The following is a 513-nucleotide window of genomic DNA, read 5'->3' on the forward strand; positions in this document are numbered from 1 at the left end:
TGATGTAGGCGTACAGGCGCTCGAGCATGAGCAAGACCTGCGGCCGGCCCGCGACGTCGGGGTGGATGGTGATGGGGAACACCGCGTAGTCCATCTCGCGGTAGACCCAGTCGAACTGGTCGCGCCACAGCTGCTCGATGTCGCGCGGGTTCACGAAGCCGTGGCTGTTCGGCGACTTCTTGATGAACATCATCGGCGGCAGGTCGTCGAGGTACCAGTTCCCGGGGATCTCGATGAGCCGCGTTGGCGTGCCGCGGCGCAGCGGCTGCATCCATTCGTGCGCCTGCCGGCTGAAGTCGATCTTGGTCCAGCTGTCGCCGACGCGCACGTAGTACGGGTGGAAATCGTTGTGCATCAGCGAGTGGTCGTACTTGATCCCCTTCTTGAGCAGCAGCTCGTTGCTCACCGCCGAGAACTCCCACCAGGGCGCAACGTAGCCGGTCGGGCGCTTGCCGGACAGTTCCTCGACCAGGCCGATGCATTTGTCGAGCACCGCTTCCTCCTGCTCCGGCG

At 64.3% G+C, this 513-nt stretch carries 1 protein-coding gene; it reads right to left on the minus strand.

What is annotated here, in order from left to right; genetic code table 11:
- Positions 1-513: polysaccharide deacetylase (locus VTU_RS0106770; RefSeq protein ID WP_010102604.1), on the minus strand; the 513-nt coding region annotated here is incomplete at both ends.

The organism is Verminephrobacter aporrectodeae subsp. tuberculatae At4, assembly GCF_000193225.1.
Lineage (GTDB): Bacteria > Pseudomonadota > Gammaproteobacteria > Burkholderiales > Burkholderiaceae_C > Acidovorax > Acidovorax aporrectodeae.